Annotated in this window: 25 protein-coding genes, 2 tRNA genes and 2 pseudogenes; 13 read left to right on the top strand and 16 right to left on the bottom strand. The window is 60.9% G+C overall.

The window, feature by feature from the left end; translation table 11 throughout:
* Window positions 1-362: pseudogene (locus tag H6X51_RS19070) on the bottom strand (transposase zinc-binding domain-containing protein); the annotation flags it as partial.
* Window positions 363-402: 40 nt separating this feature from the next.
* Between H6X51_RS19070 and H6X51_RS19065 the strand changes: the two are divergent.
* Entirely contained in the window at window positions 403-834 is a 432-nt protein-coding gene (locus H6X51_RS19065; protein WP_221627429.1) for a hypothetical protein, read from the top strand.
* 810 nt (window positions 835-1,644) lie between these two features.
* Complete coding sequence (locus H6X51_RS19060) at window positions 1,645-2,508, top strand: phage integrase N-terminal domain-containing protein (protein WP_094267734.1); 864 nt, start codon at window positions 1,645-1,647, stop codon at window positions 2,506-2,508.
* A 7-nt stretch (window positions 2,509-2,515) separates the two neighbouring features.
* Here H6X51_RS19060 and H6X51_RS19055 read toward each other — a convergent pair whose 3' ends face one another.
* The gene (locus H6X51_RS19055; RefSeq protein WP_102053793.1) at window positions 2,516-3,313 is read right to left on the bottom strand and encodes a hypothetical protein; all 798 of its coding nucleotides are present in this window, start codon (window positions 3,311-3,313) and stop codon (window positions 2,516-2,518) included.
* Between the two features lie 313 nt (window positions 3,314-3,626).
* On the opposite strand from H6X51_RS19055, the gene H6X51_RS19050 reads away from it, so the two are divergent.
* Window positions 3,627-3,977: a hypothetical protein gene (locus H6X51_RS19050; RefSeq protein WP_094267732.1), complete on the top strand. Its 351-nt coding sequence runs from the start codon at window positions 3,627-3,629 to the stop codon at window positions 3,975-3,977.
* A 15-nt stretch (window positions 3,978-3,992) separates the two neighbouring features.
* Window positions 3,993-5,513 carry a conjugal transfer protein TraG N-terminal domain-containing protein gene (locus H6X51_RS19045; RefSeq protein WP_102053794.1) on the top strand — a complete coding sequence of 507 codons (1,521 nt, stop codon included), beginning with the start codon at window positions 3,993-3,995 and terminating at the stop codon, window positions 5,511-5,513.
* A gap of 7 nt (window positions 5,514-5,520) precedes the next feature.
* Here H6X51_RS19045 and H6X51_RS19040 read toward each other — a convergent pair whose 3' ends face one another.
* The 9 genes and pseudogenes from H6X51_RS19040 to H6X51_RS19000 form a co-directional block, all read right to left on the bottom strand.
* On the bottom strand, window positions 5,521-5,910 hold the full coding sequence (locus tag H6X51_RS19040; protein ID WP_075117075.1) for a DUF3742 family protein: 390 nt from the start codon (window positions 5,908-5,910) through the stop codon (window positions 5,521-5,523).
* 216 nt (window positions 5,911-6,126) lie between these two features.
* Window positions 6,127-6,381: a Txe/YoeB family addiction module toxin gene (locus tag H6X51_RS19035; RefSeq protein ID WP_075117074.1), complete on the bottom strand. Its 255-nt coding sequence runs from the start codon at window positions 6,379-6,381 to the stop codon at window positions 6,127-6,129.
* Window positions 6,378-6,629 (bottom strand): YoeB-YefM toxin-antitoxin system antitoxin YefM, encoded by a 252-nt coding sequence (gene yefM / locus H6X51_RS19030; RefSeq protein ID WP_075117073.1) that lies wholly within the window; start codon window positions 6,627-6,629, stop codon window positions 6,378-6,380. The genes H6X51_RS19035 and yefM overlap by 4 nt, the downstream gene beginning before the upstream one ends.
* Before the next feature lie 232 nt (window positions 6,630-6,861).
* Window positions 6,862-8,094: pseudogene (locus tag H6X51_RS19025) on the bottom strand (tyrosine-type recombinase/integrase); the annotation flags it as partial.
* 225 nt (window positions 8,095-8,319) lie between these two features.
* A tRNA-Gly gene (locus tag H6X51_RS19020) sits at window positions 8,320-8,395 on the bottom strand.
* Between the two features lie 61 nt (window positions 8,396-8,456).
* On the bottom strand, window positions 8,457-9,029 hold the full coding sequence (gene pgsA / locus H6X51_RS19015) for a CDP-diacylglycerol--glycerol-3-phosphate 3-phosphatidyltransferase (RefSeq protein ID WP_185269020.1): 573 nt from the start codon (window positions 9,027-9,029) through the stop codon (window positions 8,457-8,459).
* Window positions 9,030-9,059: 30 nt separating this feature from the next.
* Window positions 9,060-10,889, bottom strand: a complete 1,830-nt coding sequence (gene uvrC, locus H6X51_RS19010; RefSeq protein WP_185269019.1) for an excinuclease ABC subunit UvrC — start codon at window positions 10,887-10,889, stop codon at window positions 9,060-9,062.
* The gene (gene uvrY, locus H6X51_RS19005) at window positions 10,886-11,536 is read right to left on the bottom strand and encodes a UvrY/SirA/GacA family response regulator transcription factor (RefSeq protein WP_185269018.1); all 651 of its coding nucleotides are present in this window, start codon (window positions 11,534-11,536) and stop codon (window positions 10,886-10,888) included. Before uvrY ends, uvrC begins: the two co-directional genes overlap by 4 nt.
* 98 nt (window positions 11,537-11,634) lie before the next feature.
* Window positions 11,635-13,575 carry an acetate--CoA ligase gene (locus tag H6X51_RS19000; protein WP_328795768.1) on the bottom strand — a complete coding sequence of 647 codons (1,941 nt, stop codon included), beginning with the start codon at window positions 13,573-13,575 and terminating at the stop codon, window positions 11,635-11,637.
* 166 nt (window positions 13,576-13,741) lie between these two features.
* On the opposite strand from H6X51_RS19000, the gene H6X51_RS18995 reads away from it, so the two are divergent.
* The 3 genes from H6X51_RS18995 (at window position 13,742) to H6X51_RS18985 (ending at window position 17,785) form a co-directional block, all read left to right on the top strand.
* On the top strand, window positions 13,742-15,676 hold the full coding sequence (locus tag H6X51_RS18995; protein ID WP_185269016.1) for a DUF294 nucleotidyltransferase-like domain-containing protein: 1,935 nt from the start codon (window positions 13,742-13,744) through the stop codon (window positions 15,674-15,676).
* Complete coding sequence (locus H6X51_RS18990; RefSeq protein ID WP_185269015.1) at window positions 15,673-16,368, top strand: 3'-5' exonuclease; 696 nt, start codon at window positions 15,673-15,675, stop codon at window positions 16,366-16,368. The genes H6X51_RS18995 and H6X51_RS18990 overlap by 4 nt, the downstream gene beginning before the upstream one ends.
* A gap of 181 nt (window positions 16,369-16,549) precedes the next feature.
* Window positions 16,550-17,785 carry an OmpP1/FadL family transporter gene (locus H6X51_RS18985; RefSeq protein ID WP_185269022.1) on the top strand — a complete coding sequence of 412 codons (1,236 nt, stop codon included), beginning with the start codon at window positions 16,550-16,552 and terminating at the stop codon, window positions 17,783-17,785.
* A gap of 73 nt (window positions 17,786-17,858) precedes the next feature.
* Here H6X51_RS18985 and H6X51_RS18980 read toward each other — a convergent pair whose 3' ends face one another.
* The 5 genes from H6X51_RS18980 to H6X51_RS18960 all read right to left on the bottom strand — a co-directional run bounded on the left by H6X51_RS18980 (window position 17,859) and on the right by H6X51_RS18960 (window position 22,541).
* On the bottom strand, window positions 17,859-19,628 hold the full coding sequence (locus H6X51_RS18980) for a sodium:solute symporter family protein (RefSeq protein WP_185269014.1): 1,770 nt from the start codon (window positions 19,626-19,628) through the stop codon (window positions 17,859-17,861).
* An 18-nt stretch (window positions 19,629-19,646) separates the two neighbouring features.
* Window positions 19,647-19,913 carry a DUF4212 domain-containing protein gene (locus H6X51_RS18975; protein ID WP_185269013.1) on the bottom strand — a complete coding sequence of 89 codons (267 nt, stop codon included), beginning with the start codon at window positions 19,911-19,913 and terminating at the stop codon, window positions 19,647-19,649.
* A 155-nt stretch (window positions 19,914-20,068) separates the two neighbouring features.
* Window positions 20,069-21,940, bottom strand: coding sequence for a bifunctional metallophosphatase/5'-nucleotidase (locus H6X51_RS18970; RefSeq protein ID WP_185269012.1), 1,872 nt, complete (start codon window positions 21,938-21,940; stop codon window positions 20,069-20,071).
* Window positions 21,941-22,087: 147 nt separating this feature from the next.
* Window positions 22,088-22,288 (bottom strand): hypothetical protein, encoded by a 201-nt coding sequence (locus H6X51_RS18965; protein ID WP_185269011.1) that lies wholly within the window; start codon window positions 22,286-22,288, stop codon window positions 22,088-22,090.
* A gap of 163 nt (window positions 22,289-22,451) precedes the next feature.
* Window positions 22,452-22,541: transfer RNA gene (locus H6X51_RS18960), tRNA-Ser, on the bottom strand.
* 166 nt (window positions 22,542-22,707) lie between these two features.
* Here H6X51_RS18960 and H6X51_RS18955 point away from each other — a divergent pair.
* From H6X51_RS18955 to cls, 6 genes are all read left to right on the top strand, one after another.
* A complete protein-coding gene (locus H6X51_RS18955) occupies window positions 22,708-23,373 on the top strand; it encodes a Bax inhibitor-1/YccA family protein (protein WP_185269021.1) in 666 nt (221 codons plus the stop codon).
* 71 nt (window positions 23,374-23,444) lie between these two features.
* Window positions 23,445-23,834, top strand: coding sequence for a sulfurtransferase complex subunit TusD (tusD, locus tag H6X51_RS18950; protein WP_185269010.1), 390 nt, complete (start codon window positions 23,445-23,447; stop codon window positions 23,832-23,834).
* A gap of 1 nt (window position 23,835) precedes the next feature.
* Window positions 23,836-24,189: a sulfurtransferase complex subunit TusC gene (gene tusC / locus H6X51_RS18945; protein ID WP_235991411.1), complete on the top strand. Its 354-nt coding sequence runs from the start codon at window positions 23,836-23,838 to the stop codon at window positions 24,187-24,189.
* A 21-nt stretch (window positions 24,190-24,210) separates the two neighbouring features.
* Entirely contained in the window at window positions 24,211-24,510 is a 300-nt protein-coding gene (gene tusB, locus H6X51_RS18940; protein ID WP_235991410.1) for a sulfurtransferase complex subunit TusB, read from the top strand.
* Window positions 24,507-24,842 (top strand): TusE/DsrC/DsvC family sulfur relay protein, encoded by a 336-nt coding sequence (locus tag H6X51_RS18935; protein ID WP_185269007.1) that lies wholly within the window; start codon window positions 24,507-24,509, stop codon window positions 24,840-24,842. The genes tusB and H6X51_RS18935 overlap by 4 nt, the downstream gene beginning before the upstream one ends.
* A 21-nt stretch (window positions 24,843-24,863) precedes the next feature.
* Window positions 24,864-26,303 carry a cardiolipin synthase gene (gene cls, locus H6X51_RS18930; RefSeq protein ID WP_185269006.1) on the top strand — a complete coding sequence of 480 codons (1,440 nt, stop codon included), beginning with the start codon at window positions 24,864-24,866 and terminating at the stop codon, window positions 26,301-26,303.
* The last annotated feature ends 319 nt before the right edge of the window (window positions 26,304-26,622 follow it).

Below are 26,622 nucleotides of genomic sequence, written 5' to 3'. Positions count from 1 at the left end.
GATCCAAAACGCTGGATCAGGGTGACCGCGCCCGTCTTGGCCACTTGGTGGGTATGGCCCGCTTTCTTGACCAGGTGCGTGGCAATGACGCGGTAAACGATGCCCAGCACCCACCCCATGATCTCGGGCCGGCTGGCAAACAGGAAACGCAGCTGAAACGGGAAGCTCAACACCCACTGACGCATGGGTTGTTCAGGCAGTACTTCATCAACCAGCAAGGCGGCACTTTCGGCCATCCGCCGCGCCCCACAGCTCGGGCAGAAACCGCGACGCTTACAGCTGAAAGCGACCAGGTGCTCGGCGTGGCAAGACTCGCAGCGAACCCGTAGAAAGCCATGCTCCAGCCGCCCGCATTGGAGAAAAAGTACGTACTGCGCGGGCGAAAACGAAAAATCCAGTTCCGTGCAGTTGCCACCCTGCCTGATCGGCGTCAAGCCCAGGCAGCAACAGGATATTCAGGCGGCGCTGCGTCAGTTGCCTGAGCAACAGCGTCAGGATGTCCTCGATGAATTGCAGGCCCGCAGTCAGAGCGGCGTGGTACGCAATGCCATCGCCTATTTCTTCGGGTTGATCAAGCGGGTACTGGCCGGAGAATTCCGTTTTTGGGCGGGTCGCAGGCTGCGTCAGCCTGCCAGCCCTCCCGCCCCGGCAAAGCCCGCCGTGGTCGCCACTCAGCCGACTGCACCACCGTCCCCCGCGTTCAAGCCCGCAGCCCCGGAAGTCGTCAGGGCACACCTCGCCAACATTCGCAGCATGCTGGGCAAGCCCACGGATGCCAGTGAGCTTGCCGCCCGGCTCATGCAGGACAAAGGGTGGCAGCCTGATCCAGCATGAGCAGGCGCAAACCCTGGCGCTGCCTGACCAGGCAGGGCGGCCTGATGGCCTGACGGGTCGGGCAGCCGACAAGGCCGCAGGCCGCGTCAGTGGCACAGCCATCGGGAACAGGCCCCGCGCCGCGACTAACCGAGCAAGACGGCGGTCACATGAACGCTCATTGCCTGCGCCAGATCGGGCAACGTACGGCTGCCGGGTCGTCACTGCACACCGCAGTGACGACACGGCGAACTGCAGCAACAATACGGGCTGGCGCAGCATCGCATTGTCTCTGTCGCACATGATGATGGCCGGGCGATACTGTCCCGGCAGTGACCTACCGGCAGGTACAACGCCGGACATGCTGGCGCAGTTTCCATGCGCCGTCATTGCGCGGGCCGTACCCATCCGGCCACCCCAAAGGCACCGGCTTCTGCAAGTGCCTGTCCGCAAGGATGAAGCCACCCCAGGTGCGCCAGGCTCGTTCGCGCGCCGCCCTGCAACAGGGTGAGCCACCGTTCTCATCAAGCCATCCGGCGTCGTCCCATCCGCCGCAGCGTCCTGCTGCCTGTTTGTCCCATGCCCGCTGTCGTCATCAGCCGGGAGCTGTCCCTTATCCCATCCACAGGAGGTTTATCCATGCACTACGCACCATGACTGGCTGCCCGGTCTTCCCACAGGAAGCAAGGCGGACGCCTCATACCGAGGCAACGGGTGTGCTGAGCACCCAGACCCTTCGCCCTTCGGGGATCTCGCCATAGCGAGTTGGCAATAACACTAACCGATCAAGTTCTCAGCATGACGCTACACCCAGGACACAGGAGGCAGGCGGTGGATGATTTGACCTGGACGCTGAAACAGCTGTGCCGACGCAACCGTGACGGCAGCTTCGCCACACAGGCCGACCGGCAGCGCTCCCTGACGCTGATGGCCCGCCAGTTGCGTGACGCGGGGTTCAACCAGATGCAGGCTCGCTCGCTCAAGGGCAAGCACGTCGATGCGCTGCTCAACCAGTGGCAGGCACAGGGGCTGTCGACCGGCACCCTGAAAAACCGCCTGAGCCATCTGCGCTGGTGGGCCGAGAAGATCGGCAAAGGGGGGCTTCTGCCTGCCGACAACCGCCAGCTCGGCATTCCTGAGCGCCAGTACAGCACCAACCAGAGTAAGGCACAGACCCTGGACGAGCGCCTGGAGGCCATCCGCGATGCGCATGTGCAGATGAGCCTGCGCCTACAGGCCGCCTTCGGGCTGCGCCGCCAGGAGTGCATCAAGTTCCAGCCGGCCTGGGCAGACCGGGGCGACCACATAGCGCTAAAAGGATCATGGACGAAGGGCGGTAAACCACGCAGTGTGCCCATCACCACGCCGCAGCAACGGACGGTGCTCGATGCGGCCCGGACGCTGGCGGGCGCCGGTTCGCTGATCCCGGCGCACAAGTCCTATATCCAGCAGCAGCACGTGTATGACGGCCAGTGCAAGGCGGCAGGACTGAGCAATATGCACGGCCTACGTCATCAGTATGCCCAGGCAAGATATGAGGCACTGACCGGCTGGCAGGCGCCGGCTGCGGGCGGGCCGACGGCGCGCGACCTGACCCCGGCCCAGCGCCAGGTCGATGCGCAGGCTCGCCAGATTATCAGCCATGAACTCGGCCATGAACGGCCCCAGATCGTCACGCTGTATGTGGGGCGCTAGTCGCCGGCTAGCCTCGTCGCATCCACAGTTCATACGCCTGGCCCGAGAGCATGAAGTAGGCCGCACCGAGCAGCATGATCAGCAGCACGACACCGCTGATACGAGCGGAAAACCGGGTGTACCGGGCCAGGGCAAACCAGAGCGAGGACAGCGTGCCGCTGGCCCGCTGGTTCATCAGGGCGAGGTAATGTAGCGATCGGAGTGCCGCAGCAAGCGTTGCGCCGATCCCCATCACGACCCCGAAGAGCTGAGACAGTATCCAGATCCGGTGCTCGTCCTCCAGTACATCAAAATAGTAATCAATGATCCCGTAGCGGAAAGCCGCCTCACGGGCGCCGGCAATAATGCCTGCTTGCGCCAGTTCGGTCAGGTAGATGGAGGCGCCCACGGCAACCAGGGGCGTGAAGATGTACCAGCCCCATTCCGCGCTGTTGTATTGCCCCCGGATGGCAGAGGCCAAACCAGCTGCCAGGATAAACGCCGTGCAGGAAAACACCCCACTCAGCCAATAGTGCAGGATGTCACTGGCGTAACGGCTATATCCCCAGATGACAACGGCCACGACCAGAAATAGTGCGCCAAGGTAAGCCCACACGTCGTCCGAAGAAGAGGATGTTCCCCGGCCTTGATTCACCACGACCGTTTGCCTGAAGGTGATAACGGTCTGCTGCACTGTGACAGGTGCCGCAGGCGAAGGGGTGTTGTTGAATCCGCCAAATAGCAGCCCCAATATGGCGCCCACAAGTGGGGAAATAACGGCACTTTGTACAAGTGGGTTATTGACCCAGGTAACAAACGCGTCCAATCAATGCTCCTTTACATGTTATACCGACCCGAAAGAAAAGCCGCCTGAAGAGCAACGCTGCCATTAAATGACAACTCACTCCGAAGACGGCTTGCTTATCGGGCCTGCTGCAATTCTCTGTATTTTTATACAGATTAAATCGCAAAGCGAGCATTACACCTTGAACTGCGCCACCATGCCATTGAGTTTCACCGCAAGGCATGACAGATCCTGGGCGGCAATGCGGTGAGGGTGAATGCCGCATTGTTTGTCGAAGAACACGGCGGTTTGTCATGAACTGCCCGGAGCGTTCCTTTGCTCCGGAGAAACTGTCATGCCCTCGCCGTTCTCACCCACCAAGCCTGATCGGCCATTGCGTCGCTTGCTCATCATCATGGCGCTGCTGGTCGCCAGCCTGTTCGTCCTGGCCTTCGTGGTCGCCTTTGCCGGCATCCATTTACTGGGCGGTATCGAGAACTGGCAACAGTGGCTCGACGATCACGCCGGGCACTTCTTTGTCTGGCGCCTGTGCCTGTACGCCGCCGTCCTTGCCGTCTGGCCCTGGGTACGTCGGCGCCGCCTGGCGCGCGATCCGCAATCACACCGGCAATTGCGCCGGGTCGAGGTGCTGGGCGTGCTCGCCATCGTCCTGTCCGAAGCCAGCAACTGGCTGCGACTGCACTAAGGCTGGTGACGAGCCATGACATTGCTGACAACCGATTATCTGGAGTATTACCTGACGCTCGTCGCCTGGATCGTGCACAACGGCATCTGGGCCATCGTGGTGACCAGCGGAGTGATCGCGCTGCCGTTCCTGGCCATCATCCTCGGCGAGTGGCTGAACGTGCGAACCGAGGGTGCCGACGAGGGCAACAAGGGCATCCTGTCGTCTCAACGCATCGAGAACCGTATCTGGGTCGCCATCGTCGTGGTGATGTTCGCCTGCGTGCCGACCATCGACGTAGATCTGGCGACTATCAAGTTCGATACCAGTCGTTCGGCCCAGTGCCAGGTGAACGTGCCGCTGCCCACCGATACCGGCTGGAGCCAGTCCTTCACGACCCTCAACAACCAGAGCGCGAAGGTTCCGGTGTGGTGGGTATTCATGCACGCATTGTCGCGGGCGGTGACCGGCGCCTCAGTGGCCGCAATTCCCTGTGGTACTGACCTGCGGCAAATGCGCATGGAGATCAACGCCACTCGCATCGCCGACCCGGTTCTCGCGCAGGAAGTGGCCGACTTCACCCACGACTGCTACGGCCCGGCACGCGCCAAACTGTTCATGAGCCGCCCCGATCTCGACGACAACCAGATGCACGACGTGACCTGGATTGGCTCGCGCTTCTTCACCGACACTGCAGGCTATTACGACACCTATCGCGCCCAGACCCCACGCGACGGCTGGACCTACGACAGTGACCGGGACGCTGGCCTGGCCCAGGTGCCAAGCGGTGCCGGCTACCCCACCTGCAGCCAGTGGTGGAACGATGCCGGCAACGGCCTGCGAGCCCGCCTGCTGCAGCAGGTTGAGCCCGGCCTGCTCAGCCGGATTGCGGGCTGGGCCGGTTTTCTGAGCCGCACCGAAGTAGATGACTCGGTGGTGCGTGCCATTGCCGCCCCGGGTCGACAGAAAATGAATCTGGGCAACGTCTACGCCGATTACGGCGGACAAATTGAGAAGACGCTGCCGAACATCGTCACCCGCGCCGCCGGCGATGTGGGGATGGCGGTGGGCAGCCTGGCCTATTTCCCGGCGATGGACGTGGTGCGCCAGGCGTTGCCGATGGTGATGTCGCTGCTCAAGATGGCGCTGATCATCAGCACGCCACTGCTGTTCACCCTGGCCACCTACGATATCCGCGCCTTCGTCACGATCAGTTGCGTCTACTTCGCGCTGTACTTCGTCGATTTCTGGTTCGAGCTGGCCCGCTGGGTCGACTCGACCATCCTCGATGCCCTGTATGGCTGGGGCATGGGATTCAACCGGCCGCACATGAACTTCAACATCATGATGGGGCTGGATAACACCTTCGGCGACATGCTGCTGAATTTCGTCATGGGCACCATGTTCATTGTGCTGCCGACGTTTTGGGTTGCCGCATTGGGCTGGGTGGGCGTACGCGCAGGTGGAGCCTTGAAAGGACTGAATGACGGAACCAGCGGTGCCGGGCAGGCCGGCGCGAAGGGGGCCTCAGCAATGTCTGGCGGTACGCTGAAATAGCCCGCATCTAGTCCTTGTCGTATCGGGGATCGTAGTAGCTGGGATCTGGCGGGTCGTTGTAGAGATTCGGGTCGTAGCCCGGATTCTTCATGTGCTCGTCAGGGTCTGGAATTACCCAGTCCTGATCATGATCGGCACCAGTGCTACGGCCTGCATGCGCCAACACCGCAGCGCCCAGGAACACCAGGGCCACCCAGAACGCAAGGTACAGCAGCACCAGCACGGCGACGATCCTGAATGCCCAGGGCAGGATACGAGCAAGCGTCCGCGGCACGCCATGCCCGGTCAGCCAGGCCACAAAACGGGCCTCCTGGCGCAGGAACGCCCGGTAGCCGCTCCCCAGCCACTGGCCCAGTTTCCAGGCAGTGCGCGGCCTCTGTGTGTCGTGCTGCGGCATGATGGATACCTCGCTGGCTCAGCAACCTTGCCCTGGGCCTTTGCTGCCTCTGCCTTCAAAGGGAAACGGCAAAGGGCCTCAAGGGGTTGCGACAAGGGAAGAGGCTCAAGGGTCAAAGGCCCTATCCGAAAAGGCCAAAAGGCACAAAAGCCTTCCTCCCGCATGGAGCCGGCACAACCGGTGCAGCTCCTTCACCGGGCCGGCTGTCTCCGGCCATCAATAGTGATAACGGCAGGCGGCAATCAGCAGCGCCTCGTCCGTCACCGAATACACAAACCGGTGCTCGGCGGTGATCCGCCTCGACCAGAAGCCCGCCAGGTTGTGGCGAAGCGGCTCCGGCTTGCCCTTGCCCTCGAAAGGGGTGCGGCGGGTCTCCTTGATCAGCTCGTTGAGCTTCTTGACCATACGCTTATCCGCCTCTTGCCAGTACAGATAATCGTCCCAGGCTTGCTCAGACCAGATCAGCTTCACTCGGCGATATCCCGCTCGACACCCTGGCCACGCTTGAGGCTGTCAATCGAATCCATCAGGCGGCGCGCGTTGGCCGGCGAGCGCAGCAGGTAAGCCGTTTCCTCCAGCGCGTTGTACTCCTCCAGCGACATCAGCACGCACGCCTCGCCGTTCTGGCGGGTAATGAGGGTAGGCACGCGATCCTCGACGGTCTGCACCATGGTGGCCGACAGGTTCTGCCGGGCTTCGGTATAGCTGATAGTGCGCATGGCAACCTCTCTTTCATATGTACAGCTCATTGTACATCAAGCGAAATCCGATTACCAGATTTCCATGCCACTGGCAAGCCACCCCGAAGCCCCTGCATCAGCCCACGATATGACGCTGCAGCACGCCGTCCACCGGCTGCGGCAAACGCCCCTGCGCCAGCAGACGCAGATAGCTTTCGATCCCCGCCATGCTGTGCGGCGCCGCCTGCGGGAGCACAGGCTGAGCGATCGGCTCGCCACGCTCGCAGGCATCGAGCCGGTCGGCCCAGTCCTGCATCATCATCCGGCGCTGCTCCACATAGTCCGCATGGTTGTAGGCCGCGCGGATCTTGTTGGGGTCGGCATGTGACAACTGCACCTCGATCCATTCCTTCGGGTAGCCCAGTTCATTGAGCGCCGTGGAGATCGTCGCACGGATACCATGCCCGGTCAGCAGGTCGGCATAACCCATGCGATGCAGTGCGCCATTGAGCGTGTTTTCACTGATGCGTTCCTTGAGGCGGCTGCGATGCGACAGCAGGTAGTGCTGCGCGGGGCGACGGGCGTGCTCGTCGAGCAGCACACGCACGATGTCGATGGCCTGCTGGGGCAGCGGCACGATGTAGGGCGGAATGGTTTTGCCTTCTCGGCGCAGCTTGACCTGTAACTGCTTGACGATAACGGGCGGGATGATCCACAGCCCACGCTCCAGGTCGAACTGCTCGGGCACCGCCTGGCGCAGCTCCCCAGTACGCACGCCGGTCAGCAGCAACAGGCGCAGGCCCATCCTGGTGACTTCCTGGCCGCCATAATTGCGCAAGGTCTGCAGGAAGGCCGGCAGCTCGTCCATGCGCAGAAACGGGTTGTGCGATACGGGCGGTTTGGGTGCGGCCACGATATCGAGGTCGCTGGCCGGGTTGTAGCGCAGACCCTTTTCGACCATCGCATAGCGGAACAACTGATTGAACCAGATGCGCACCTTCTCGGCGGTAGTGAACGCCTTGCGCCGCTCAATGCGACGCAGTACATCCAGCAGGTGCGGATTGTCGATATCGAAGATGGACAGCTTGCCCAGCCAGGGCAGCACGTCCTTGGCAAAAATGCGGTCGATCTGCGACAAGGTGCTCTGGCGGCCGGTTTTCAGGCTCAGCGCCTTGAAGTCGCGCCAGGCCTTGAAGACAGATGCAAAGGTGTTCAGGGGGGCGGCCAGCTCCGCCGCTTTGACCTGCAGACGGTGAACACGCGGATCAACGCCACGGGCAACCTGCGCTCGCAGGTCGTCGCGCTGCTCGCGCGCCTCCTTGAGGGACATTTCCGGGTAACTGCCAACGGCAACGCGCTGTTGCTTGCCCAGCCAAGTGAAGCGGAAGTGCCACTTCTTGGCCCCTCGGGCGGTGACGAACAGCACCAGGCCGTCCGTATCGTTGAGGGTGTAGTCTTTGCCGGTGGTCTTGGCCTGCCGGACGACGGCATCGGTTAACGCCATGGGTACGCCTCCTTCTCGGGTTGAGGAGAGGTGTACCGTGCTCAGGGGCAGTGACTCAGCAAACAATCCGCACCAGCAACCGCCCGGATTTCATGTACTGTTTCGTGTACTGATCGGGCGTGGTTGACAGTGGAATTGAGTAGCTTTCGCTAGACATTCCCCAGGGCTGAAACCCTGTTGAATCAAGAACCTATAGACTTTGGTGGACGTCTATAGATGAAGAATTGGAGCGGGAAACGAGACTCGAACTCGCGACCCCGACCTTGGCAAGGTCGTGCTCTACCAACTGAGCTATTCCCGCTTTGGAACGGCGCCTATTCTATCGTGCTGCGGCGCCCTGTCAAGTCGTTGATTCGAAAAGTTTATCTATTATTTTCTTCACCGCTGTCAGGACGCAGATGCGGCCACGCAGCGCGCAGATATACCACCATTGACCACAGGGTGAGCACAGCGGAGATCATCAGCAGTACATAGCCCACGATGACCCAGGCGCTTACCGGAAGCGCCGGGTTGGCTAATAGCACCACCAGCGCGACCATCTGCGCGGTGGTCTTGTACTTGCCCAGGTTCGATACCGCGACCTGCGAGCGAGCACCGATTTCCGCCATCCATTCGCGCAGCGCGGAAATCACGATCTCGCGCCCGATGATCACCACTGCCGGTGCGGTGACCCAGAAGTTGCCATGGCTCTGCACCAGCAGGACCAGCGCCACGGCGACCATGAGCTTGTCGGCCACCGGATCGAGGAAGGCGCCAAAGGGCGTACTCTGCTCCCACTTGCGTGCCAGATAACCATCCAGCCAGTCGGTGATACTGGCCAGGGTGAATATCACGGCGGCGGCAAGATAACTCCAGTGGAATGGAAGGTAGTACAGCAGGATGAAGATCGGGATCAAGGCGACCCGCATCAGCGTGAGAATATTGGGAATGTTCATGACGTCTCTGGAAACGGGTTTGTCAGCATTCTAGTCGCTATGCAGGGCAGTATAAATCTGTTCCGCCAGTTTTTTGCTGATACCGGGTACTTTGGCGATTTCCGCACCGCTGGCACGGGTCAACTCCTGCAGGCCGCCGAAGTGCTTGAGCAACTCCCGGCGCCGCTTGGGGCCAACACCGGCAATGCCTTCCAGGGTCGAGGTATTGCGTGTCTTGCCGCGGCGCTGGCGGTGGCCGGTAATGGCGAAGCGGTGCGCCTCGTCACGGATATGCTGGATCAGGTGCAGTGCCGGTGAGTGCCCGGGCAGCACCAGTTCGTGGCTCGGCTCATTCAGATACAGGGTCTCCAGTCCGGCCTTGCGGGTCACCCCCTTGGCCACGCCAAGCAGCGTCAGGTCATGGATGGCCAGCTCCTGGAGCACTTCGCGGGCCATCTTCATCTGCCCCTTGCCGCCATCCACCAGCAGGATATCCGGCATCTTGCCTTCACCGTCGCGCAGCCTGGTGAAACGCCGCATCAACGCCTGGTGCATTGCCGCATAATCATCACCGGCGGTAACGCCTTCGATGTTGTAGCGGCGGTAATCGCTTTTCAAGGGCCCTTCCGGACCGAATACCACGCAGGAGGCCACCGTCGACTCGCCGCTGGTATGACTGATGTCATAGCACTCCAGGCGGGTGGGCATTTCCTCCAGCCCCAGCGCCTCCTGCAGCGCCTCGAAGCGTGCCTGGACGTTCTGCCGGTTGCTCAGCATGGAGGCCAGCGCCTGCTCGGCATTGGTCACCGCCATGCTCTGCCAGCGGCTGCGCGTGCCGCGTACCTTGTGGCTGAAACTCACCGAGAAGCCGCGCGCCTGCGCCAGCGCATCGGCAATGACCGGCAGGTCCTCGTGCACGGCATTGACGATGATCTCACCCGGCAGCTCCCGCTCGGCACCGCCGAGATAGTACTGCGGCAGGAAGGCGGCCAGCACCTCGCCCGGGGTCTGCTCGATCGGCACCCGGGGAAAGTGATTGCGGCTGCCGAGCACCCTGCCCTGGCGCACCATGATCACATGCACGCAGGCGCCACCGGGCATCACCGCGGCGGCAACGATGTCCACATTGCCATACTCGGTATCGATGTTCTGCTGGTCCTGCACCCGGCGCAGCTGGCTGATCTGGTCACGCAGCTCGGCCGCCCGCTCGAACTGCAGGTTCTGCGCCGCGGCCTCCATGGCCTGGCTCAGCTCGTCGGTCAGAGCATTGCTGCGCCCTTCGAGGAACATGACCGAGTGGCGCACATCCTCGGCATACTCCTCCTCGCTGACAAAGCCCACGCAGGGCGCCTTGCAACGCTTGATCTGGTATTGCAGGCAGGGCCGGGTACGGTTGCGGAAGTAGCTGTCCTCGCACTGGCGGACCTTGAAGGTCTTCTGCAGCAGCCCCAGGCTTTCACGAATCGCCCCGGCGCTGGGATACGGTCCGAAATAGCGCCCTTTGGCCTTCTTCGAGCCCCGGTGCAAGCCCAGCCTGGGATAGGCGTCCAGACTGGATAGGTACACGTAGGGGTAGGACTTGTCGTCGCGCAACAGGATGTTGTAAGGCGGCCGCGAAACCTTGATCAGGCTCTGCTCGAGCAGCAGCGCTTCGGTCTCGTTGGCGGTGATGGTGGTGTCTATATGCTGGATACGCGCCACCAGCGCAGCGGTCTTGGGGCTCAGGCCGCTCTTGCGGAAGTAGCTGGACAGGCGCTTCTTGAGGTTGTTCGCCTTGCCGACATAGAGCAGTTCGCCGCCGGCATCGAACATCCGGTAGACACCGGGCTTGGCAGTAACCGCTGACAGGAAGGCAGAGGCGTCGAAAGGCGCTGTGTTCATACCTGGTTCAGGGAGGCGTCAATCATGCCGTGACGCACTGCCAACAGGGTAAGCTCCACGTCACTGGTGATGCCGAGCTTCTCGAAAATACGGTATCGATAGGTGTTCACTGTCTTGGGACTGAGGTGCAGCTTTTCGGAAATGCTCTGGACCTTCTCACAGCCGACGATCATCAACGCGATCTGCATCTCCCGCTCCGACAGGGCATCGAAGGGGCCGACATTGCCGGGTTCATACATGCGCGCCAGCAGCAGCTGGGCGATATCCGGACTGATATGGCGCTGGCCGGCGGCAACCTTGCGGATGGCGCTAACCATCTCTTCCAGCGCAGCGCCCTTGGTGACATATCCCACGGCTCCGGCCTGCATCAGCCTGGTCGGAAACGGTTCCTCATCACAGGCCGTCACCGCGATGACCCTGATGCTGCGGTCATGTTGCAACAGCTTGCGGGTCGCCTCGAGACCGCCAATCCCCGGCATGCGCACATCCATCAAGACCACGTCCGGCTTCAATGCCCGGGCCTGAGTGATGGCTGATTCGCCGCTGTCCGCTTCACCGACAATCGACAGGCCCGGCACATCACCGAGCATGCGGGTGATCCCCATACGCACCAGATCATGGTCGTCGACCACCAATACCTTGATCAATTCCAACCCCTTTCGTGAGCACAACGGGCAACAGGATACAGCCTGCAACATCTCGCAATGGCGTCACGATAGCAAATCGGTGGTTTTTGTGAAATCGATCACACTTTGTCTGCGACATACCGCACAGCAACCGACGCATCCAGTTGCCCTGCCAGCTCCTCCAGGCAACCGGGGTCTTCAATGGTGGAGGGTACCGTCCATTCCTCGCCGCGGGCCATCTGCCGCAGGATACGGCGCAGGATCTTGCCGGAGCGTGTTTTCGGCAAACGATTGACGATCAGGGTCTGCTGGTAACAGGCCAGGGCACCGATCTCCGCACGCAACAGTGCGGACAGCTCCCCATTCAATTGTTGCAGCTGGGCTTGGGCATCGTTCTTCAGCACCACCAGCCCCATCGGCAGCTCGCCCTTGATGGCATCGGGTACGCCGATGACAGCGCACTCGGCCACTGCCGGGTGCGAACCTATCACCTCCTCCATCTCCCCAGTCGACAGGCGGTGGCCTGCGACGTTGATGATATCGTCGGTGCGCCCCATGACGAAGACGTAGCCATCGGCATCGACATAGCCGGCATCACCGGTCTGGTAATAGCCGGGAAACTGACTCAGGTAGCCGGCCCGCAGGCGCTCGGCGTTGCCCCAGATGGAGGTCAGACAGCCCGGCGGCAGCGGCAGGCGAATGACGATATTGCCCTGCTCACCTGCTGCAACAGGCCGCCCTTCGTCGTCGAGAACATCCAGTTGATAGCCTGGCAGTGGGAAGGTCGCCGAGCCGGGACGCACCTGTTCGAGCCCATAGCCCACCGGGTTGGCCGCGATCGCCCAGCCGGTTTCGGTCTGCCACCAGTGGTCCAGGATCGGCCGTTGAATATGCTCCTGCAGCCAGGCCCAGGTCGGCGGATCAAGACGCTCGCCGGCCAGATACAGGCGCTCCAGCCGGCGCAGATCGTATTTCCCGGCCAGGGCTGCCTCGGGATCTTCCTTGCGAATGGCACGAAAGGCGGTCGGTGCGGTGAACAGCGCCTTGACCCCGTATTCGGCACAGACTCGCCACACAGCGCCGGCGTCCGGGGTACGCACCGGCTTGCCCTCGAACATCACCGTGGTGCAACCGGTCAGCAGCGGACCGTAGACGATATAGGAGTGTCCCACCACCCAACCGACATCCGACGCGGCCCAGAACACCTCGCCCGGCTGCATGCCATATACCGTGGCCATACTGTAGCGCATGGCCACGGCATGCCCACCATGATCACGCACCACGCCCTTGGGTTTGCCGGTGGTACCGGAGGTATACAGGATATACAGCGGATGAGTGGCGGGCACCGGCACCGCATCGGCGGGCTTGGCCCCGGCCATCTGCTCCTGCCAGTCCAGATCACGCCCCGGCTGCATGGCGGCGATGGCCTGCGGCCTCTGCAGTACCACACAGTGGCGCACCTTGTGTGTGGCGCGGGCAATAGCCTGATCGACCAGCGGCTTGTATTCGATGACCCGGTCAACCTCGATGCCACAGGAGGCGGTCAGGATGATATCGGCACCGGCATCATCGATGCGTACCGCCAGCTCGTTGGCGGCAAAACCGCCGAACACCACGCAGTGCACCGCGCCGATACGGGCACAGGCGAGCATCGCGACAATCGCCTGCGGCACCATGGGCATGTAGATGATCACCCGATCACCCTGCTGTACCTGCAGATCACGCAGCATGCCGGCGCACTGGCTGACCTGCTGGTGCAGCTCGCGATAACTGATCCGCGCCTTGCTGTCGGTCACCGGCGAGTCGTAGATGATCGCGGTCTGCTCGCCACGGCCGTCCTCGATATGTGCATCGAGCGCCAGCCAGGAGGTGTTCAACTTGCCATCCGGGAACCATTCGACCAGGCCTTCGGCGGTGGCTGATGGTCTGCCGCTGGAGGTGGGCGGGGTGTGCCATTTGAGCTGCGCGGCATGCTCGGTCCAGAACAGCTCGGCATCATGCGCGGCCCGTTGCCAGGCGTTCTGATAGTTGGACAGGTTGGACATGGCTGACTCCTTTATTGTTATACCCGACAGCCTAGCCCAACAAGATGCAGACGAAACTAGTACTTATGTCGGGGGCCGCAGCTCGGAAAGACCATGTCGATCGGTCGCAGCTGGCACTACACTTACGTCGGATAGGCAGCCGCCGCCAACTGAGCTGAACTGTCCTTTTCACGAGGCGCCCATGAGTAGAGACGACTCCTTCGAGCAGATCGGCAGAACCGCGGTGAAGCAGAATATTCACGGCACCATGAGTTTTCTGCTCGGCTATCCGCCGTTCAACCAGATGGAAACCAATCACCTGGCGTGGATGGTCGAACATTGCCAACTGCGCTTCTATGCCCAGGGTGACAGCATCATCCGGCCGCAGGACGGGCCGGTGCAGCACTTCCACGTCGTCAAGCAGGGTCGCGTGCGCGGTGAACGCCTGCTCGCCGGCCAGGCGAGTCCCGACACCACCTTCGAGATCAGCGCAGGCGAATGCTTTCCGCTGGCAGCTCTGGTCGGCGACCGCGCCACCCGTACCGAGCATGTCGCCAGCGAGGATACCTTCTGCCTGCTGCTGCAACGTGATGACTTTCGCCAGTTGGTCAGCATGTCGGCGGAGTTTCGCGACTTCGCCCTGCGTGGGGTCAGCAGTCTGCTGGAGCAGGTCAACCAGCAGGTGCAGCGCCAGGCAGCCGAAATGGTGGGCGCCCAGTACTCACTGGATACCCCTCTGTCGAAGATCGCCATTCGCCAGCCCATCATCTGCTCGCCGGACACTCCGATCGGCGTAGCCGTGAGACTCATGCACGAGTCCAGCGTCGGCAGCATCATCATCACCGACGCCCAGGCCACCCCGCTGGGCATCTTCACCCTGCGCGATCTTCGGCGCATCGTCGCCGAAGGTGAAACCGACCTGCAGCAGCCCATGTCCGCGGTAATGACACCCTCCCCCAGCCGCCTGACTTCCTCGGCCAGCGCCTTCGACGCCGCCATCAGCATGACCCGCGAGCATATCGGTCACCTGTGCGTGGTAGATGGCCGGCAGCTGGTCGGAGTGGTCTCCGAACGGGACCTGTTCTCACTGCAGCGCGTGGACCTGGTGCACTTGGCACGTACCATCAGCCAGGCGGCCGATGTGCAGGCCCTGGTCGCTCTGCGCACGGATATCCACCGCCTGGTCGACAACATGCTCGCCCATGGCGCTTCCGCCGCCCAGATAACGCACATCATCACCCTGCTCAACGATCACACCACCGGCCGGGTCATAGAGCTTTGCCTGCGCCAGCATGGTGACCCGGGCGTACCTTTCACCTGGCTGTGCTTCGGCAGCGAGGCGCGAGGCGAACAAACGCTGAAGACCGACCAGGACAATGGCATCCTGTTCGAAGCGCAGAGCGATGAACAGGCGCAGCAATCGCGCCAGCGTCTGTTGCCACTGGCGCGACAGATCAATCAGGCGCTGGCCGAATGCGGCTTCACTCTGTGCAAGGGCAACATCATGGCCAGCAATCCCGAGCTGTGCCTGTCACGTCGGGAATGGCACCAGCGCTTCGCCCAGTGCATTCGTTCCGCCACGCCGGAGAACCTGCTGGCTTCCTCTATCTTCTTCGACTTTCGCGTGGTCTGGGGCGAGCCTGATGGAGCCCAGGAGCTGTTCCAGTCGGTGCTGAAGATGGTCGCCGACAACCCTACCTTCCAGCACCTGCTGGCCCGCAACGCGTTGGCCAACCGGCCACCGCTGGGCTTTTTCCGCAACTTCCTGGTCTCGGGCAGTGGCCAGGAGAAGCATACCCTGGACCTGAAGATCCAGGGGCTCACGCCCTTCGTCGATGGGGCACGCATCCTTGCCCTGGCCAATGGCATCAGCGATACCAGCACCGTGCGGCGCCTGCAGCAGCTCAAGCAGCGCGGCGTGCTCAACGCGCTGGACGCCGACGCCTATGAAGAGGCCTACCAGTACATCCAGTTGCTGCGCATGCAGCAGCACCAGCATCAGGATCGGGAACAACGCGCATTCAGCAACCGGGTGGCCCCCGACACCCTGAACCACCTGGATCAGCGCATCCTGCGTGAATCCTTTCGCCAGGCCCAGCGCTTGCAGTCCAGCCTGGCATTGAGATATCAGCTGTGAAGCTGCGCAGCCTGTTCAGCCGCTCCGCTCCACGTCCCGCACATCGGCCCCTGCCCGAGCCGCAACCACTCGACAGCACACCCCTGAACCGCGCGCGCCTGGTGGTACTGGACCTGGAGACCACCGGCCTGGATACCCAGCGTGACGACATCCTGTCCATCGGTGCGGTCGCCATCGATGCCGGCGTACTGCACATGGCCGACCAGTTCGAGTGCACGCTGTATCGCCGTGAACACCGCGCCAACCAATCCACACTGCTGCACGAGATCAGCCCCAGCCACGTCCAGTCAGGTCGGCCCGCCGATGCAGCGCTGCTGGATTTCATGGCTTTTGCCGGGTGCAGTGTGTTCCTGGCCTTTCATGCCGGTTTCGACCAGCGCATGCTGGCCCGTGGGCTGCGCCAGGACCTGAACCACCGACTGCAACACCGTTTCCTCGATGTAGCGGAAATCGCCCCGATGCTTTTTCCCGATGCCGCCGAACGTTGCTCATCGCTGGATGATTGGCAGCAGTACTTCCATCTGGCCAACAGCGAACGCCATAACGCAGCGGCAGACGCTCAGGCCACGGCGGAGATACTGCTGATTTTACTGAACCGCCTGGCCAGACAGGGCACTAATACTCTGGCGGAACTGAACAACCGTCTGACCCTGTGGCGGCGACTGCAACATGCGCGCTCGGGTCGGTTGTAACGGCAAGAATTACCTCGGCAGCCCCGCAGGACGCCAAACCATAAAATGACTATGCAGTCTTCGCCGACGATTACGTTTTTTAACGTAAATTACGCGGCATTTCCGCTCTATATCATGGCGCCGCCCAGGTATTCCTGTTAGTTTGCGCGCCCCGACCCCCTGCAACAGGAGCAGCTTGATGATCAGACACGCCTGGTTCCAGACCACCCTAGCAATCGCTGTCGCCAGCGCCTCATGCCAGCTGATGGCAAACGGCCTGGCCATCAACGAACAGAGCGTCAGCAGCATGGGTACTGGCTTTGCCGGTCGCTCTTCTTCCGCGCAGGATGCCAGCACCGTTTTTGGCAATCCAGCTGGCATGTCGCGCCTGGAGCGTGCGGAAGTCAGTGGTGGTGTGGCCGCGATCAAGGCCAATACCGATATCAGCAATGGCACCTCGCCTGTTGCCGGGACTAACAAGGGCGATATCGCTCCCGAGGCAGCGGTACCCTTCGGTTATTACGTGCGCCCGCTGAACGATAAATGGCATGTTGGCCTGGGCTTCTACGTGCCGTTCGGCGTGATCAGCGATTATGAGAGCAGCTTCCAGGGTCGTGACCTCGGCCTGTACAGCAAGGTACAGGTCATGACCCTGCAGCCGACCCTGAGCTACAAGCTTAATGACCGCGTCGCCATCGGTTTTGGCCCGACCATCAACAAGATCGACGGCAAGCTGACCAATAATCCCCTCGCCGCCATGGGTTCGCCTGCGGAGGTCAACATCAAGGGCGACGATATCGGCTATGGCTTCAACCTGGGCGTACTGGTGGACGTGACCGATCGTCTGGCCTGGGGCCTGACCTATCACTCCAAGGTCGACTACGAGCTGGAAGGCCGGGTCCGTGCCACGGACTTCCCCGCCCAGAGACCGGTCAATGGCAGCTACAAGGCCACACTGGACTTCACTTCGCCGGAATCGGCGGACACCTCCATCACCTATAAGGCCAACGACAAGTGGACCCTGTACGGTGGTGCAACATGGACCCGCTGGAGCCGACTCCAAGAAATCCATGCGATAAACAACGGTCCGCTCGATCCCAGAGAAGAGCTGAATTGGGAAGATACCTGGTCCTATGCCATCGGCATGGCCTATCAGGTGAACCCGTCGTGGGTGCTGCGTGGCGGCTTCACCCTGGACGAGTCCCCCACCAGCAACGCCGACCGGACCGTACGTATCCCGGTGAGCAATCGCAAGATCGTTTCCCTGGGTGCCGGCTGGAATATCAGCCGTGACTGGACTGTCGACGTCGCCTATGCCTATCTGCGTGAGAGCAAGGGAAGCGTGAGCCAGGTCAATCATTCGACCGGTACCCAGTACTCCGCCGACTACCGCAACAGCGCCCATGGCGCCGGCGTGCAGTTGACTCATCGATTCTGATCAGCCGAACCCACGAAGCAGAACGCCCCGGTCAAGCCGGGGCGTTCTGCTTGCGTACTACCGGTTTCAATACTCAGTGGGCAATGGCCCCACCCGCACCACGCGGCACACGGATATCCTCGATCAGATGCTGGATCTCCTCCGGCGGCGCCTTGGTCACCGAGGCCACCGCAACCGAGACCACGAAGTTGAGGATCATCCCCAGGGTACCGATACCCTCCGGAGAAATACCGAACCACCAGTGTTCCGCATTATCCAGTTCGGGACTGATGAACTTGAAGAAAACGATATAGCTGAAGGTGAAGATCAGACCCACCGCCATGCCGGCAATGGCACCTTCCTTGTTCATCTTCTTGGAGAAAATGCCCATCACGATCACCGGGAAGAAGGAGGCCGCCGCCAGGCCGAAGGCAAAGGCTACCACCTGTGCCACGAAGGCCGGTGGATAGATGCCGAACAGGCCAGCGACAATCACCGCCACCCCAGCAGCAATCCGCGCGGCCAATAGTTCGCCCTTCTCGCTGATGTCCTTCTTGAAGTTACTCTTGAGCAAGTCATGGGATATCGATGTCGAGATCACCAGTAGTAGGCCCGCCGCCGTGGACAATGCCGCCGCCAGCCCGCCGGCCGCGATCAACGCAACGACCCACCCCGGCAGATTGGCGATCTCGGGGTTGGCCAGGACGATGATATCGCGGTCCACATACAGCTCGGTTTCATCAGCCGTGGGCGCATTGCTTACCAGACGCTCATTGTGCTCACCACGCTCATTGGTGAACTGCGGAGCACCGGCAAAGGGAGCACCGACGCCGTACTGGATGATGCCGTCGCCATTCTTGTCCTGCCAGGCGATGAGACCGGCATTCTCCCATGTCTTGAACCACTGCGGTGCCTGTTCATAGCTCACATTGGGAATGCTGGTCAGCAGGTTGGTGCGGGCAAAAGCTGCCACGGCCGGCGCGGTAGTATAAAGAATTGCAATGAATAACAGCGCGTAACCCGCTGATTTCCTTGCATCCCTTACCGTTGGCGTAGTGAAGAAACGAACAATCACATGAGGCAAACCGGCGGTACCCACCATCAGCGCCATGGTAATGGCGAACACATCAATGGTCGACTTGGTACCATCGGTATAGGCGGTGAAGCCCAACTCCGCGCCCAACCCATTGAGACGATCCAGAACCGAGATATCGGTGCCGCTGACCGTACTGCCGAAACCCAACTGGGGAATGGGGTTGCCGGTAATCAGAATTGAAATGTAGATGGCCGGCACCATGTAGGCGAAGATCATCACGCAGTACTGCGCCACCTGGGTGTAGGTGATGCCCTTCATGCCGCCCAGCACCGAGTAGAAGAACACGATAGCCATGCCGATGATGACACCCATATTGATATCGATCTCCAGATAGCGGGAGAAAACGATACCGACGCCCCGCATCTGCCCGGCGACATAGGTGAAGGAGATGAAGATCACACAGATCACTGCCACCACCCGCGCCGTTTGCGAGTAGTAACGGGTACCTACGAACTCCGGCACCGTATAGCGCCCGAACTTGCGCAGGTAGGGCGCCAGGCACATCGCCAGCAGCACATAGCCACCGGTCCAGCCCATCAGGTACACACTACCGTCGTACCCGGTGAACGAGATGATGCCGGCCATGGAGATGAAGGATGCCGCCGACATCCAGTCGGCGCCGGTGGCCATGCCGTTGGCCACCGGATGCACGCCCTTGCTGGCGACATAGTACTCGCTGGTGCTGCCAGCCCGGGTCCAGATGGCGATACCGATATACAGCGCAAAGGTAGCGCCAACCACCAGATAGATAAGCGTCGAGGTTTCCATATGCAAGACTCCTGGTGGTCAGTCTTCGTGAACGTCGTACTTGCGATCGAGGGTATTCATCCTCAGTACATACACCAGGATGAGCAGCAGAAAACCGTAGATGGAACCCTGCTGGGCAAACCAGAAACCGAGGGGGAAACCGAAGAACTGGATCTGGTTGAGCAGATCGACAAACAGAATGCCAGCGCAGAAGGACACGAGGAACCAGACGGCCAGCAAGATCAGCATCAACCGCAGGTTCTCTTTCCAGTAGGCCCGGGCTGCGTCTTCTTTGGATAAAGACATGTGCATCTCCTATTGTTGTTTTTATGTCGCCAATGTTGTGTGGATGTTGCAAATAAAAACTAGCAGGTGATTTGCCAGAACGAGACTACGACTTTGGTATAAAAATGCGAAAAGGCGCCGAATGGCGCCTTTCCTTCAATCGTCTCTTGCACCTGTCAATCGCGCAGCATATTCCCATCCCTATCGACAACCCGCTGGTGAGAGTAATCACTGCGCTGTGGCAGGTTCACCGTCCCTACCTTGCCGAAGTAATCCACCAGGCTCTGGGTATACAGCAGGAAGGTATTGACGCTGCGCCCATCGGCCGTCACCAGGCCCAGGGTGTCATAACCATCACGCCCCTCGGCGATGAAGTCATTGGTCACCATCACGTAGGTCTGGGCCGGATCGATCGCAGCCCAGCTGCCATCGTCGCTCTTCACCTCTACATTGCTGAAGCGCTCTCCCTTGGCACGGGACAGGTCCAGATCCCAACGCAGCCCTGCGGCATAGGGCTGGGAGCCATCGGAACCGCTACCATCGCGATGGTTGGCAACCGCATCCTCCAACGCGGCCACCACCTCAACCCCGGTGATATCCAGTTCCACCAGTACGTTGGTGAATGGCAGCATGATGGCAGCGGTGTTGAAAGTGATCTCCCCAGCGGGCATCGGCACCCTTACTCCACCGGCATTCTGCAGGGCAAAATCGGCACGCAGGCTGGCATCCAGAAAAGCCTCGGCCACCAATTGTGCCGCGTCGCTGCCCCTGGCCAACAGGTTGGCCTCTTCGCAACCTGCGGTACCGGCACTGCGGTTAGTCACTTCGCCCGGTACCCGCACCAGGCAGAAAGCATCCGATGCGGTCCCGATCCGCTCAGTTTTCCTGTCGTCGATCTGTCCTTTGTACTGATCGAGTATTGCCTGGGCCTGCGGGTCCGGCTGGATCACCACGACTTCCGGCATATCATCCAGCTGGGCCAGCAGATCGGCGGTCTCCTCCTCGCTCAGTGCCACCTCGACACCATCGACGTTGCGTGAGAAACGATCGCCGATCACCAACGAGGCTTGCCCCTCGCAGCTGGCGACAGTGCCATCAGCCGCGAAGTTGACGGTCATATGACCGAAAACCTTGGAATACTCCCAAGCCTGACCGATGCAAACGGTGTCTCCATCCCGGTTGCGGGTCACGGTCGGATAAGGACCCGCAGAAGTGAAGCCCACGCTCTGAAAGTCACCGAGCAAGGTATGCGAGTCTCCACCGATGATCACATCCACGCCAGTCAGCTGCGCAGCCATGGCCTTGTCATTCTCGTAGCCCTGGTGCGTCAGCAGTACGATATGTTCAATATCATCAGCCCGCAGTTCATCGATGGCGCTCTGCGCCGCACTGACCTCATCCTCGAAGACAGTGGTCGGCAGTGGGCGAGAGGAATTCTGGGTCTTGCCGGCAATATCGATACCAACGATACCCACCTTGACCCCGTCCACCTCCTTCACCACATAGGGCTTGATGTAGTCATCCTGTGCCGCAGGAGCCAGTGGTGTACCGATCTGCGGCTTGATGTTGGCGGCCAGAGCCGGAGTATCGCAGGAGCCGCCGTTCAGATGCTCGAGAAAGGTCACCAGCCCCTCGTCACCGCCATCGAACTCGTGATTGCCCAGAGCGAAAGCGTCAAAGCACACGGTATTCATCAGGTCCGCATCGGCTTCGCCCTGGTAGAAGGTGTAGTACAGGGTTCCAGTGATCGCATCGCCGGCATGCAGTTTCAGCAGATTCGGCAACTGCGCCTCTGCCTCGGCAAACAGGCTGGTAAGCCGCGGAAAGCCACCCAGCTCGACCAGGGTCTGCTGACCATTGAATTCCATCGCCGTGCCGGCAAAGGGCTCCAGATTGGAATGATGGTCGTTGACGTGGGCGATATTCAATACCAGCGGCGTGCCGCCAGCCTGGCCGTCATCCTTCTTGCTGTCACTATCGCTGTTGCATGCAACCAGCGACACACAGGCCGCCAGCAAGGTGAGACTTGTCCAATGGGTATGACGCATTACGGGGCTTCCCTGTTAAGTGATAGGCACTTAAAACTAGGAGCCCCGCATGACGTGCCGATGACGCTGAAAAAACATCCGGTTAAGGATCAGTGACGCCTCGGCATCCCCTCAGTCCGGAACGCTCATCACGCCCCGGCCAATGAGCTACTGGTCCAGATCCATACCGGTTCCAGGCGCAGGCGTTGTTTCATTGGTATCGGTCGGATCACCGGGTTGTGGCATATTGCTCTGCGGCTCGGCCGAAGGCGGCATCGCATTGCCCTCGTCGATACGATCGCCCTCGTCCGGCCCACAGCCGGCCAGCATCAGGGCAAAGACAGGCACGAGTAAATATGTCAGTCGCATAGGATCTTCCTTCTTGGTGAGTTGCCCAGGGTTTGACCGGAGCGAGAGAAAGAAGTGCCGATTTGTTTGCCGAACCAGGCTGTGACAGAACTCGACGGAACTGGAGCAACCCACGGGCCAGATACGACAAAGCCCCGGAATACGGGGCCTTGAGGATATATAGTGGCGGAGGGACAGGGATTCGAACCCTGGAAGGGCGTTAACCCTTGCCGGTTTTCAAGACCGGTGCATTCAACCGCTCTGCCATCCCTCCACGGCGGGCAATACTACCGGAAACTCATGCGCAGTCAATGCATTAATGACGCATCAGGTAACGTTTTTGTGAACTGCCGGTTTTGATCGTTGGGGGTTAGCGGGTATGATCGGGAAATCAGGAAGGACCGTCCGTATTGCAACCATTGGAGCCATGAACCATGCAAATGCAAGAACGCCACAATACATTGCAACATTCCGGTGTGAGCGAAGCTGAAGTCAGCAAGCTGTTTCGCAACACCTACTCACTGCTGGCCATGACCCTGACATTCAGTGCCCTGGTCGCCTTCGTCTCGATGACCCTGAACCTGCCCCGCCCGGGCCTGATCATCACGCTGGTGGGCTTCTACGGACTGCTGTTCGCCATCCACAAGGCACGCAACTCCGGTTGGGGCCTGGTGCTGGCTTTCGCCTTGACCGGCTTCATGGGCTATACCCTCGGGCCACTGCTGAACTACTACCTCTCGCTGAATAACGGCGGCCAATTGGTCACCATGGCGCTGGGCATGACTGCGCTGGTGTTCTTCGGTCTGTCCGCCTATGCGATCCTGACCCGCAAGGACTTCAGCTTCCTGTCCGGTTTCATCATGGCCGGTTTCGTGGTCCTGTTGTGCGCCGTGGTAGCCAGCTTCTTCGTCCAGATGAGCGGTCTGCACCTGGCCATTTCCGCAGGTTTCGTCCTGTTCTCCTCCGCGGTCATCCTGTTCCAGACCAGCGCCATCATCCATGGCGGCGAGGATAACTACATCATGGCCACCATCACCCTGTTCGTGTCGATCTACAACCTGTTCCTGAGCCTGCTGCAACTGCTCGGCATTTTCAGCAACGACTGACTCGACGGTTTTGGTTATACTCCGAAGGCTCGTCACATGGCGGGCCTTCCTTGTTTTTACTGGTCACATCCATGAATTTTGCCATTGCCCTGCTCGCCGGACCGCAAGATCCAGCGGCTCGAAGCGCGCTCGAATTCGCCAAAGCCGTGTTGTCTTCCGGACATCAGATCAGTCGCCTGTTCTTCTACCGTGATGCCGTGCACCTGGCATCACAGCTGGGCGTACAACCACAGGACGAGAGCGACATCGCCGCGGAATGGCGGCAGTTCATCGCCGAGCACCAGCTCGATGCGGTTGTCTGCATTGCCGCCGCGCTACGCCGTGGTGTTCTCGATGCGGCGGAAGCCAAGCGCTGGAGCCGCCCGGTAGCCAATACCGCTACACCCTGGACACTATCCGGCCTCGGACAGTGGGTCGATGCGCTGCAAAGTGCTGACCGCGCCGTTACCTTTGGAACCTGACATGAAAAGCCTGTTGATCATCAGCCGTCACCCACCGGCCCGCCAACCGGCCCGTGAAGCGCTGGACGTTGCGCTCGCCGCCGCGGCATTTGGCGTGCCTTGTGGCATCCTGTTCATGGATGACGGGGTGTTTCAGCTGATGAAAGGCCAGGACGCCGCACAGATAGGGCAGAAGTCCCTGGCCGCCAACCTCCAGGCATTACCGCTGTTCGGTGTCGAGGACATCCTCGTGTGCCAGCACTCCCTTGGTGAACGGGGCTTGCAGGCCAGCCAGTGCCTGCTGGATGCCCAGGTAGTGAATAACGCGGAGATCGCCACGCTGCTGGAACATTATGACCAGATCGTTACGCTCTGAGCCACAGGACGGATGACCACCATGCTACATATCCTGCGTCACTCCCCCCACTCCGAATCGCGCTTCGCCAGTTGCCTGCGCGCCATCAACGCCAGCCAGAGCCTGCTGCTGATAGAGGATGCGGTGTACTGTCTGCAACCCGGCACCACTACCCGCAATGCACTGGAGTACCTTCCGTCGAGCGTGAATCTGTACGCCATGGAAGCCGATCTCCAGGCACGCGGCCTGGCGTTGGACGATCTGTCTTCGCGCATTCGGATCATCAATTATCCGATGATGGTCGCGCTCTGCACCGAACATGCCAAGGTGGTGAGCTGGTGAGTACGCTGTGGGTCGATGGACGCGAGATCGAACTGGACCAGGAGGGATTCCTGATTGACCTGGGCGACTGGTCCGATGCCGTTGCCATCGCACTGGCCGAACATGAAGGGCTTTCCTTGACGGACGCGCATTTCGAGGTGATCCATGCCCTGCGCCAGTTCCATGCCCAGTACCAACTGTCACCCGCCATGCGTCCACTGGTGAAATATATCGGGCAGCAGTTGGGCAAGGACAAGGGCAGCAGCCTGTATCTGCTCTCGCTGTTCCCAGGCAGCCCAGCCAAACTTGCCAGCAAGCTGGCCGGGCTGCCAAAACCGGACAATTGCCTCTAATAACATGACTAACGGGCTGCCATGGACTACGTGCACAGTATTCTCGGTTGGACCTTTGCGGGGTTCTACTGGCTGCTGACCGCCTCGGTCACCATTCGCATCATCGCTCAGCGCCGACCGGTCAGCGTAACGCTGGCCTGGCTACTGATCATCTATATCGTCCCCATTGTCGGTGCAGCGCTGTATCTGCTGATCGGTGAGCTGAATCTCGGACGCAATCGCGCAGCGCGCTCGGGCGAGATGGTCGAACCTTATCTGACCAACCTCACCACCCAGTTCCAGGACAACAGCCATCCCCTCCCCGGCGGCGACCTGAGTCTGGCGATCAACCGCTTGATGACTGCTCAAGTAGGCATCGGCGCGCTGAACTACGGTGAACTGGAAGTGCTCAACGCACCACAGCAGATATTCGAGCGACTGATCAACGATATCCGCAACGCCCAGCATAGCGTGGTACTGGAGACCTATATCTGGCACCCGGGTGGGCAGGTGGACCAGCTCACCGGCGAACTGATCGCCGCCAGCCAACGCGGGGTTGCAGTAAAACTGCTGATTGATCATGCCGGCAGCCGCCGCTTCTTCCGTTCGGCCTGGTGCAAGTCTATGCGGGAGGCGGGCATCAAGGTTGTCGCTGCCCTGCCCGTACGGCTGTTTCGAGCACTGGCGCAACGCATCGACCTGCGCCTGCATCGCAAGCTGCTGGTGGTCGACGACCGGATAGCCTATACCGGCTCGATGAACATCGCCGACCCCGCCTACTTCAAGGTCGAAGCCCAGGTTGGCCAATGGGTCGACATGATGCTGCGTCTGGAAGGGGAAGCTGCCGCAGGGCTGGCGAAGGTATTCGCCTGGGACTGGGAGGTAGAGACCGGCGAACGCTGCTTCCCTAGCGTAACCGAGCCCGACGGTCTACCACGCCACTGGCTGTCGATCATCCCCTCCGGTCCAGGGCTGGGCGACCTGATCAACCAGACCGTGCTGGCCAGCATCTACCGCGCCAATGAGAGCATCACCATCAGCACACCCTACTTTGTCCCTTCGGAGTCGGTACTGGAGGCGCTCTGCCAAGCGGCCAACCGGGGGGTCCAGGTCAAGCTGCTACTGCCACGCAAGAACGATTCATTGATGGTGGGCTGGGCCAGCCGTTCCTATTTCGACCTGCTGTTGGAGTCCGGTGTACAGATTCTGCTGTTTGATGGCGGCCTGTTGCATACCAAAGCCATGCTGATGGACGATCAGCTGGCACTGGTTGGCAGCGTCAACCTGGATATCCGCAGCTTCCAGCTCAACTTCGAGCTGACCGTGGCACTGTTCACTCCCGAGAGCTGTACCGCTATCGGCGAACTGCTGCGCAGCTACGAAGCCGGGAGCGAACTACTCCAGCCAGAGCGCTGGGCCCAGCGCAGCAAACCTGCCCGTGTGCTGGAGCGCCTGATGTTCTTCATGAGTCCGCTGCTCTGAGGAAGCATTGTAGATCGGGGTGTAGTGTCGAGCCGCCGCTCGACAACCCGTCACCCGTCTCCCGGGGTGTAGCGCCCCCGCGCTACGCCTGCAGTCTGCCAGCCACGCCAAACCCGCTGAGCCAGGGGGAGACAGCTGCCGTGCCGGTCGCGGCGTAGCGCAGGGGCGCTACCCCCCAGGTGGGTGCCTGCTCAACGCCAGGGCTTGCGGTTTTCCCTGCGCCCAGGCAATAAAAAACCCCGACCTGTATCCAGATCGGGGTTTTCTGTTTGAAGCTTGACGATGACCTACATTGACTCGCGCCCTCCCGGCGCTCGCC

This window comes from Halopseudomonas xiamenensis (genome assembly GCF_014219065.1).
Classification (GTDB): domain Bacteria; phylum Pseudomonadota; class Gammaproteobacteria; order Pseudomonadales; family Pseudomonadaceae; genus Halopseudomonas; species Halopseudomonas xiamenensis.
This window is presented reverse-complemented; position numbering and strand designations above follow the sequence as displayed.